Below are 10,151 nucleotides of genomic sequence, written 5' to 3'. Positions count from 1 at the left end.
CAGTGGATTTTCCACCTATCGAGGTGTCCGAGGAAATTGAACCACCACAAACACCGAAGTCCCGGGTGAGCACTATTCGCGAGCAAGCTCGCTCCTACAGGAGAAGCGCCTACGGCATAGGCCTCAAGGCCGATAAGCCCTCAGAAACAACTCCACCACCTCCTGCACATGCCTTTCGCTTTCCTCCACCGGCGGCAGCTCGACGCAGCCGATCAGCAGGCGGAAGTGCAGGCAGCCCTGCACCAGCATCAGGAAGTGCTCGGCGGCGTTGCGTGCGTCGCCCTCGCGCAGTTCGCCCTTGCGCTGGGCCTGGGCGATCAGCCTTTCCATCTGGTCCAGCACGCGCTGCGGGCCGGCGTCGAAGAACATCTGCGACAGCGCCGGGTTCTGCCCGCCCTGGGCGATCATCAGGCGGCTCAGGGCGATGGCCTCGGGGCTGTTGATCAGGCGGTTGAAGCCCCGCGCGATGTTCAGCAGCAGCTCGCGGGTGGGCGCGTCGGCCGGCGGTTCGTGGAACAGCTCCGGCACCTGCTCGGCGCACTTGGCCTGCACCGCCTCGCAGAACAGCGTCTCCTTGTCGGTGAAGTGGCTGTACACGGTGAGCTTGGAAACCCCGGCCTCGGCGGCGATGGCTTCCATGCTGCTGCCATCGTAGCCGTTGCACAGGAACAGTTCCTTGGCGGCGTCGAGGATCGCCTGGCGCTTGGCCAGGTCCTTGGGGCGGCCGGGGCCGTTGGAAAGGGGAGGCTGGGACATTTTTTTTACAATTCAAATACTGGACTGGTTGGTTTTGTATTCTTACTATACCGACAAGTATAAAAATTCAACTGCGTTTCGCGAAAGGTCATCCATCATGTTCCGCCATGTCTTGTCCGTCGCTGCTCCCCTGGTCCTCTCCCTGTCCCTCGCTGCCTGTGGCAACGGCGAGCCGGCCAAGCCGGCGCTGCGCCCGGCCATGGTCGTGCAGCCGCAACTGGCGCGCTCGGTCACCGAGGCCTACCCGGGCGAGGTGCATGCCCGCCACGAGCCGGAGCTGGCCTTCCGCATCGGCGGCAAGGTGGCCAAGCGCCTGGTGGAGACCGGCGAGCGGGTGCGCCGCGACCAGCCGCTGGCCGAGCTCGACCCCGAGGACGTGCGCCTGCAGCTGGAGGCCAACCGCGCCCAGGTCGCCGCCGCCGAGGCCAACCTGCAGACCGTGCGTTCGGAATACCTGCGCTACAAGACGCTGCTGGAACGCAAGCTGGTCAGCCAGTCGCAGTTCGACAACATCGAGAACACCTACCGCGCCGGCGAGGCGCGCATGAAGCAGGTGCGCGCCGAGTACGACGTGGCGCGCAACCAGGCCGACTACGCCGTGCTGCGCGCGTCGCAGGACGGGGTGATTTCGGCGCGGCGCGTCGAGGTGGGCCAGGTGGTGGCCGCCGGGCAGACGGTCTTCACCCTTGCCGCCGACGGCGACCGCGAGGTGCTGATCAGCTTCCCCGAGCACGCCATCGAGCGCTTCCGCATCGGCGAGGGCGTCAGCGTCGAGCTCTGGTCGCAGCCGGACAAGCGCTTCAGCGGGCACATCCGCGAGCTGTCGCCGGCCGCCGACCCGCAGTCGCGCACCTTCGCCGCGCGGGTGGCCTTCGACGACGCCAAGGTGCCGGCCGAACTGGGCCAGAGCGCCCGCGTCTACATCCACAACGAGGGCGCCGTGCCCCTGGCCGTGCCGCTGGCGGCGGTGAGCGCCGAGGGCGGCCAGCCGTTCGTCTGGGTGGTCGACCCGAAGGATTCCAGCCTGCACCGCCGGCCGGTGCGCATCGGGCCCTACACCGAGGACCGGGTGCCGGTGCTGGAAGGGCTGCAGCCCGACGACTGGGTGGTCGCCGCGGGCGTCCAGGTATTGCGCGAAGGCCAGCAGGTACGCCCGGTCGACCGCGAGAACCGTTCGGTCAAGCTGCTGGCGAAGGAGTGACGCAGGATGCGCTTCAACCTCTCCGCCTGGGCCCTGCAGAACCGACCGATCGTACTCTTCCTGATGTTGCTGCTGGGCATCGCCGGGGTGTTGTCCTACACCCAGCTCGGCCAGAGCGAGGACCCGCCCTTCACCTTCAAGGCCATGGTGGTCAAGACCAACTGGCCCGGCGCCACCGCCGAGGAGGTCTCGCGCCAGGTCACCGAGCGCATCGAGAAGAAGCTGATGGAGACCGGCGACTACGACCGCATCGTCTCCTTCTCGCGCCCGGGCGAGTCCCAGGTGACCTTCGTCGCCCGCGAGGACTTCAAGTCCAGGGACATCCCCGAGCTGTGGTACCAGATCCGCAAGAAGGTCGGCGACATCCGCTACACCCTGCCGCAGGGCATCCAGGGGCCGTTCTTCAACGATGAGTTCGGCACCACCTTCGGCAACATCTACGCGCTGTCCGGCAAGGGCTTCGACTATGCGGTGCTGAAGGACTACGCCGACCGCATCCAGCTGCAACTGCAGCGCATCAAGGACGTCGGCAAGGTCGAGCTGGTCGGCCTGCAGGACGAGAAGATCTGGATCGACCTGTCGAACACCAAGCTGGCCACCCTCGGCCTGCCCCTGGCCGCGGTGCAGAAGGCCCTGGAGGAGCAGAACGCGGTGAGCGCCACCGGCTTCTTCGAGACCGCCAGCGACCGCGTGCAACTGCGCGTGACCGGCCGTTTCGACTCGGTGGAGGACATCCGCCAGTTCCCCATCCGCGTGGGCGACCGCACCTTCCGCATCGGCGACGTGGCCGAGGTGCACCGCGGCTTCAACGACCCGCCGGCGCCGCGCATGCGCTTCATGGGCGAGGACGCCATCGGCATCGCCGTGTCTATGAAGAGCGGCGGCGACATCCTGGTCCTGGGCAAGGCCCTGGAGAACGAGTTCCAGCGCCTGCAGCAGAACCTGCCGGCGGGCATGGAGCTGCGCAAGGTGTCGGACCAGCCGGCGGCGGTGCGCGAGGGCGTGGGCGAGTTCGTCCGGGTGCTGGCCGAGGCGCTGATCATCGTGCTGCTGGTGAGCTTCTTCTCCCTGGGCCTGCGCACTGGCCTGGTGGTGGCGCTGTCGATCCCGCTGGTGCTGGCGATGACCTTCGTCTGCATGCGTTACTTCGACATCGGCCTGCACAAGATTTCCCTGGGCGCCCTGGTGCTGGCGCTGGGCCTGCTGGTGGACGACGCCATCATCGCCGTGGAGATGATGGCGGTGAAGATGGAGCAGGGCTACGACCGCCTCAAGGCGGCCAGCTTCGCCTGGACCAGCACGGCCTTCCCGATGCTCACCGGTACCCTGGTGACCGCCGCCGGCTTCCTGCCCATCGCCACCGCGCAGTCGGGCACCGGCGAATACACCCGCTCGCTGTTCCAGGTGGTGACCATCGCGCTGCTGGTGTCCTGGATCGCCGCGGTGGTCTTCGTGCCCTACCTGGGCGCCAAGCTGCTGCCGGACCTGGCCAAGCGCTACGCCGAGAAGCACGGCGGCAGCGACCAGGGCCACGATCCGTACTCGACGGCCTTCTACCAGCGCTTCCGGCGCCTGGTGGAGTGGTGCGTGCGCTACCGCAAGACGGTGATAGTGCTGACGCTGCTGGCCTTCGTCGGCTCCATCGCCGCCTTCCGCCTGGTGCCGCAGCAGTTCTTCCCGCCGTCGGCGCGGCTGGAGCTGCTGGTGGACCTGAAGCTGGCCGAGGGCGACTCCCTGGCCGCCACCGCCGAGCAGGCCCAGCGCCTGGAGAAACTGCTGGCCGGGCACCCGGGCATCGAGAACTACGTGGCCTACGTCGGCACCGGCTCGCCGCGCTTCTACCTGCCGCTGGACCAGCAGTTGCCGGCGGCGAGCTTCGCCCAGTTCGTGGTCCTGGCCAAGGACCTGCAGAGCCGCGAGGAAGTGCGCCAATGGCTGATCCAGCGCATGGCCGAGGACTTCCCCACGGTGCGCAGCCGCATCAGCCGCCTGGAGAACGGCCCGCCGGTGGGCTACCCGGTGCAGTTCCGCGTTTCCGGCGAGCACATCGCCGAAGTGCGCGCCCTGGCGCGCAAGGTCGCGGACAAGATGCGCGAGAACCCCCACGTGGTGAACGTGCACCTGGACTGGGAGGAGCCGAGCAAGGCGATCTTCCTCAACGTCGACCAGGACCGCGCCCGCGCCCTGGGCGTGAGCACCCGGGACATCTCGCAGTTCCTGCAGAGCTCGCTGACCGGCTCCACTGTCAGCTACTACCGCGAGGACAACGAGCTGATCGAGATCCTCCTGCGCGGCGACGCCCGCGAGCGCCAGGACCTGTCGCAGCTGCCGAGCCTGGCCATCCCCACCAACAACGGCCGCAGCGTGGCGCTGTCGCAGGTGGCGACCCTGGAGTACGGTTTCGAGGAAGGCATCATCTGGCGGCGCAACCGCCTGCCCACGGTGACGGTGCGCGCGGACATCTACGACGACTCGCTGCCGGCGACGCTGGTCAAGCAGATCTCGCCGACCCTCGACCCGGTCCGCGCCCAACTGCCCGACGGCTACCTGCTGGAGGTGGGCGGCACCGTGGAGGACTCGGCCAAGGGGCAGAATTCGGTGAACGCCGGCATCCCGCTGTTCCTAGTGGTGGTGATGACCCTGCTGATGGTCCAGCTACGCAGTTTCTCGCGCATGGCCATGGTGTTCCTCACCGCGCCCCTGGGGCTGATCGGCGTGACCCTGTTCCTGCTGGTGTTCCAGAAGCCCTTCGGCTTCGTCGCCATGCTCGGCACCATCGCCCTGGCCGGGATGATCATGCGCAACTCGGTGATCCTGGTGGACCAGATCGAGCAGGACATCGCCCACGGCCTGGACCGCTGGCACGCCATCATCGAGGCCACGGTGCGGCGCTTCCGCCCCATCGTGCTCACCGCCCTGGCGGCGGTGCTGGCGATGATCCCGCTGTCGCGCAGCGTATTCTTCGGGCCCATGGCGGTGGCCATCATGGGCGGCCTGATCGTCGCCACGGCGCTGACCTTGCTGTTCCTGCCGGCGCTCTACGCCGCCTGGTTCAGGGTCAAGAAGGAACCTGCGTAGGGCGTATGACCGTTCGCGGTCATACGCCGATTGACCTTGGCTCCAGGCCGCTTCGGTATCGACCTCGGAGCACCATTGCGAGGCGCTTCGGGCTCGGCCATAGCGTTGGCCGGCGAGCGAGGTGTAACGGCGGATAACCGCGAACGGTTATTCGCCCTACGCACTGTCTAGTGCGAAGGTGTGAGGTTGACGCCGGCCTTTCCTCCTGCAGAGGACAGCCCCCTCTCCCGCTTGCGGGAGAGGGCGCTCTTGATCCCAATGCCTACGTCACCGGGAAACGTTATCCGCCGTTTTCAACGACGGATGATCGCGGACGGAGTCCGCTCCTACGGTCCTGGGAAGCACGGTCGTAGGAGCAACTGTCTTGCGGCCCGCGCCGAAATGCTCTTCGTAGGAGCGAGCTTGCTCGCGAATAAACCCCGCTGCGGAGTCCGTTCGCGAGCAAGCTCGCTCCTACAGGTTGCCGGAAGGCGTGGCATTTCCCTGTAGGAGCGGACTTTGTCCGCGATTGGATTCATCCGCCACGCCGGACACCCCGATGGCACGGCCGACGGCGGATAACCGCGAACGGTTATTCGCCCTACGAGCAGGATGTGGCGGTTCAGGGAATCGGTGCTCCCGAATCCCGCTCGCGCACCGCCTGGGCGAAGCCCACTTCCTCGCAACGCGCCTTGAAGCGCACGCCTTCGGGGCTATGGCGGGTGATGCCGTCGAACAGGGTGGCGAACATCTGCGTGGTCTCCAGGCCCATGTTGTGGAAGGCCTGGTTGATCATCAGCTTCTGCATCATCAGCTGGTTCTTCGGGATGCCCTGCATGCGCGCGGCCAGGGCGTCCACCGTGGCGTCCAGCTCGGCCAGCGGCACGCTCTGGTAGACCAGCCCCAGGCGCTGGGCCTCGCGGCCATCGACCAGGTCGCCGGTGAGCAGCATGCGCTTGGCCTTCTCCGGGCCCAGGCGGTAGACCCACATGGCGGTGGTGGGGCAGCCCCAGACGCGCGCCGGCGGGTAGCCGATCTGCGCTTCCTCGGCCATGACGATCAGGTCGCAGCACAGGGCGATGTCGCTGCCGCCGGCCACCGCCGGGCCGTTGACCTTGGCGATCACCGGCTTGTAGCTGCGGAACAGGCTCATGAACTGCTCGGTGTTCCGCTTCATCAGCGCGTAGTCGAGCATCGGGTCCCAGGGCATTTCCTGGCTGCCGTAGACGCCGCGCGGGTTCTCGGCGAAGAACTTGAGGTCGTAGCCGCTGCAGAAGCCGCGCCCGGCGCCGGTGAGGACGATGACGTGCACGGCGTCGTCGGCGTTGGCGCGGGCCACGGCCGCTTCCAGCTCTGCAGGCATGCGGTCGTCGATGGCGTTGAGCCGCTCGGGGCGGTTGAGGGTGAGGGTGGCGACGCGTCCGTCGACGCGGTACAGCACGCAGGGTTCGCTCATGGCCGGGGCTCTCGTGGTGGCTTCCTGGGATGGGGGCTTGGCTTGCTCGCAGAAATAAGTAAACTGAATTCACTTTTCCTGTCCAGCCCCATGAGCCCTGCCATGCCCGACCTGTCCGCCAAGGCCCTGAAAACCCGCGCCAGCCTGCTGGAGGCCGCGCGCGCCGAACTGCTGGAGTTCGGCGGCGGCCTGGAAGTGGGGCGGGTGGCCGAGCGCGCCGGCGTCTCGGTGGGGCTGATCTACCGCTACTTCGCCTCCCGCGCCGGGTTGCTGGCGGCAGTGGCGGAGGACTTCTACGACCGCTACCAGGCCCAGGTGATGGCCGCCGACCCGCTGCCCCAGGCCCAGGACTGGAGCGAGCGCGAGGCGCAGCGGGTGCGTCGCGCGGTGGAGTTCGTCTATGCCGAGCCGCTGGCGCCGCTGGTGCTGGTCAGCCTGGCGCGCGAACCCGAGGTGGCCGCGCTGGAGGCCCAGCGCATCGCCGAGAACATCCGCCAGGGCGCCGACAACATCCGCCGCGGCCAGGCCGCCGGGCAGCTCAACGCACAACTGGATGCGCAACTGGTCTCGGCGATGATCCTCGGCGGCCTGCACCAGGCCCTGCTGGAAGCCCTGGCGCGCCAGCCCCGGCCGCCGGCCGCGCAACTGGCGCGGCAGCTGTGGCATTTCATCCGCGGCGCGCTGGCGCCCCTGTCGAACTGAACAGAAGGAGTCGCCCCATGCAGCATGCAACCCAGGTGGAGCTGTTGAGCAAGGTCCTGGCCCTGGCCGAGCGGAGCGTTTCCGATGGCGCGGCGGAGCCGTCGTCGTTGCCGGTGTCCGCCTACCTGGACGAGGAACGCTACCGCCGCGAACGCGACGAGGTGCTGCTGCGCGAGCCGGTTCTGGTGGCGCGTTCCAGCGAGATCACCAAGGGCGCCTTCCTCACCCGCGAGCTGATGGTGCCGCTGCTGCTGACCCGCGACGAACAGGGGCGGCTGCGGGCCTTCCTGAACGTGTGCAAGCACCGTGGCACGCAACTGGTAGGCGAGGCGGCGGGGCGCAACCGGGTGTTCGTCTGCCCCTACCACGCCTGGGCCTACAATCCGGACGGGCAACTGCGCGGCATTCCCCACGGCTACGGCTTCGAAGGCGTCGACAGGGCCTGCCTGAACCTCACCGAACTGCCGGTGGCCGAGCGCTTCGGCGCGGTCTGGGCGCGCCTTTCACCCGGGCCGGCGCTGGACCTGGACAGCTTCTTCGGCGAAGCGCTGTGCGCCGACTTCGACAGCTTCGCCATCGACGACCACGTGCTCTTCGACCCGCGCGACATCCGCCGCCCGGTGAACTGGAAGCTGACGGTGGACACCTTCCTGGAGAACTACCACGTGGCCAAGGCCCACCAGGCCACCATCGACCACCTGTTCTGGCCCAACCTGGGCAGCTTCGAGCGCTTCGGCCGGCACATCCGCAACTACTACGTGAAACGCAACCTGCGCGAGCTGCAGGGGCAGCCGGAAGAGCAATGGGACCTGCGCCGCCACGGCAACCTGCTGTACCTGCTGTGGCCGAACACCCTGGTGCTGGTGGAGCCGGACCACATCGACTTCTCCAGCGTATTCCCCGACGGCCCGCTGGCCACGCGGGTGCTCAGCCACACACTGCTGCCGGAGGAGCCGCAGACGGAGAAGGCGCGGCGCTATTTCGAGAAGAACAACGAAATCCTCTACGCCGCCCTGGAAGAAGACTTCGCCATGGCGACGCGGGTGCAGAACGGCATCCGCGCCGGCGCCAGCGAACGCCTGTGGCACGGGACCTACGAGGTGGCGCTGCGGTGGTTCCACCAGAGCCTGGAGCAGGGCTTGTAGGAGCAACTGTCCGCGATTCGCGCGCAGGGCGCGCTCCTACATTTGAATGGTGCGGGTGGGGCAGCGTAGGAGCGGATCTCATCCGCGATCCGCGCCGATACGTCTGGCTATCGCGGACAAGGTCCGCTCCTACGGGGAGGAATACCGCGCCTCCCGGCAACCTGTAGGAGCGGACTCCGTCCGCGATGGGCTGAGCCCATGCATGGCTATCGCGGATAAATCCGCTCCTACGGTTCCAGGGACGCACAGTCGTCGCCGGATGACGCCTGTCTACCAGGCAGCTCAGGACAGCTCCCTCTCCCGCTTGCGGGAGAGGGCTGGGGAGAGGGCGCGAAGCCACCCGATACGACGATGCAACCGGGAAACACCCTTCGCGAGTTCTGCAGGCTTCAGAGCGCCCCGAAAACCTTCTTCGCCAGACTGGTAGCCGCCCCCGCCGGATTCTCGCGAATCCCTTTCTCCTGCTGGGCGATCACCTTGAACAGCCCATCCAGCGCCTGCTCGGTAACGTAGCCCTCGACGTTCGCATCCTTGGCATCGACCACGCCGAAGGCCGCGGCCTGGCTGGCGAAGGCGTTGTACTGCTTGGCCAGGCCGACCTTGTCGGTGGCCTGCTTGACGATCGGCAGGAAGCGCTGGCGCAGCTGTTCGCGGCTGCTGCGCTCCAGGTACTGGGTGGCGGAATCGTCGGCGCCGGCGAGAATGCCCTTGGCGTCCTGCACGGTCATCTTCTTCACCGCATCCACCAGCAGCGCCTGGGCCTGCGGCACGGCGGCCTCGGCGGCCTGGTTCATGCTGGCTTCCAACTGGTCGACCTGGGCGCCCATGCCGAACTGCTTCATCACCTTGGCGGCCTTGCCCAGCTTGCCCGGCAGCTCGATGCGCACGGCCGGATCGTTAGTGAAGCCGCCGGGCTTGCCCAGTTGCTTGACGGCGATCTGCGCGCCCTGGCTCAGGGCATCCTTGAGGCCGCCGCTGGCGTCGGCCTGGCTGAGGTTGGCGAGGGACAGGGCGAAGGCATTGGCGGACAGCAGGGCGCCGGCCAGCAGGGCGGTGAAACGCAGCATCGGGATTCCTTGTGGGGCGGGGCGGAACCTTCGCCGAGGGCCTCGGCGAAGGACGAAGGGACAAGCTTAGCGAGGCCGGGCCGGCAACGGAACCCGGCCGCGGGAGGACGGATCAGCGCACCGCGTCGACGCGGATGCGCAGCGGCTGCGGATCGCTGCCGTCGAGCTTGACGCCGTGGCGCTCGGTGCTGATGAACAGCAGCCTGCCGGCATTCTCGATGCGCGCGCTGACCGCATAGCTGTGGCCAGGCTGGACCTGCTGCGGGTCGTAATCGAGCTTGAAGGCAACCGGCACCTGCTGGCCGCCGGGCAGCGTCTGCGAAGCCAGCTCCACGGCCGGCGCATCGGCCAGGGAAACATCCTGCAGGCTCACCGAAACCTGCGCACCCGGCGGCAGCGCGATGCGCTGCAGGTAGAACACCTCGCCACTGAGCGAAGCATGCTGCGAAGGCGAGTTGGAAGCGCAGGCGGCGAGCACGCCGGCCATGAGCAGGAGGGGGAGGGCGGTGAGCTTCATCGGCGGATTCCTTCCGGATAGAACGGGCGTCATCCGACACAGCTTAGGCGCAAAGGTTGCGAGGGGGTTTGTAAACGCAGGTTTCGCTGATTTGCGGCAAACAGCCCCGCCGTTGCGGCGGGGCTTGGGGAACCAGTGGTCAGTCGTAGCATTCGGCGTCGCTGAATGACTTGCCGACCTGGTCCTTGGCCGAGAGCTGCGGAGCGATGCCATCGAGACGCTCGAGTATCCAGTCCACGCCCACCTCGGC

The 10,151-nt window shown here is 67.6% G+C and carries 8 protein-coding genes; 4 read left to right on the top strand and 4 right to left on the bottom strand.

Annotated features, from left to right (window positions below; all coding sequences use genetic code 11):
• Positions 1-123 precede the first annotated feature (123 nt).
• Positions 124-756: a TetR/AcrR family transcriptional regulator gene (locus DK254_RS15150; RefSeq protein ID WP_109934418.1), complete on the bottom strand. Its 633-nt coding sequence runs from the start codon at positions 754-756 to the stop codon at positions 124-126.
• Positions 757-853: 97 nt separating this feature from the next.
• On the opposite strand from DK254_RS15150, the gene DK254_RS15145 reads away from it, so the two are divergent.
• Both DK254_RS15145 and DK254_RS15140 read left to right on the top strand, forming a co-directional pair.
• Positions 854-1,957 (top strand): efflux RND transporter periplasmic adaptor subunit, encoded by a 1,104-nt coding sequence (locus DK254_RS15145; RefSeq protein WP_109934417.1) that lies wholly within the window; start codon positions 854-856, stop codon positions 1,955-1,957.
• 6 nt (positions 1,958-1,963) lie between these two features.
• Positions 1,964-5,035 carry an efflux RND transporter permease subunit gene (locus tag DK254_RS15140; RefSeq protein ID WP_109934416.1) on the top strand — a complete coding sequence of 1,024 codons (3,072 nt, stop codon included), beginning with the start codon at positions 1,964-1,966 and terminating at the stop codon, positions 5,033-5,035.
• A 601-nt stretch (positions 5,036-5,636) separates the two neighbouring features.
• Here the strand turns inward: DK254_RS15140 and DK254_RS15135 are convergent.
• Entirely contained in the window at positions 5,637-6,470 is an 834-nt protein-coding gene (locus tag DK254_RS15135; protein WP_109934415.1) for a crotonase/enoyl-CoA hydratase family protein, read from the bottom strand.
• A gap of 102 nt (positions 6,471-6,572) precedes the next feature.
• Between DK254_RS15135 and DK254_RS15130 the strand changes: the two genes are divergently transcribed.
• The gene (locus tag DK254_RS15130) at positions 6,573-7,172 is read left to right on the top strand and encodes a TetR/AcrR family transcriptional regulator (RefSeq protein WP_109934414.1); all 600 of its coding nucleotides are present in this window, start codon (positions 6,573-6,575) and stop codon (positions 7,170-7,172) included.
• Between the two features lie 17 nt (positions 7,173-7,189).
• Positions 7,190-8,317 (top strand): aromatic ring-hydroxylating dioxygenase subunit alpha, encoded by a 1,128-nt coding sequence (locus DK254_RS15125; protein ID WP_109934413.1) that lies wholly within the window; start codon positions 7,190-7,192, stop codon positions 8,315-8,317.
• Positions 8,318-8,706: 389 nt separating this feature from the next.
• Here the strand turns inward: DK254_RS15125 and DK254_RS15120 are convergent, their stop codons facing one another.
• A complete protein-coding gene (locus DK254_RS15120; protein WP_109934412.1) occupies positions 8,707-9,384 on the bottom strand; it encodes a DUF4197 domain-containing protein in 678 nt (225 codons plus the stop codon).
• A gap of 112 nt (positions 9,385-9,496) precedes the next feature.
• Complete coding sequence (locus tag DK254_RS15115) at positions 9,497-9,901, bottom strand: YbaY family lipoprotein (RefSeq protein WP_109934411.1); 405 nt, start codon at positions 9,899-9,901, stop codon at positions 9,497-9,499.
• Positions 9,902-10,151: the final 250 nt, after the last annotated feature.

This window comes from Pseudomonas sp. RW407, from assembly GCF_003176655.1.
Lineage (GTDB): Bacteria > Pseudomonadota > Gammaproteobacteria > Pseudomonadales > Pseudomonadaceae > Pseudomonas > Pseudomonas delhiensis.
Note: the sequence above shows the minus strand (reverse complement) of the source record. Positions and strands in the feature narration are given on the sequence as shown.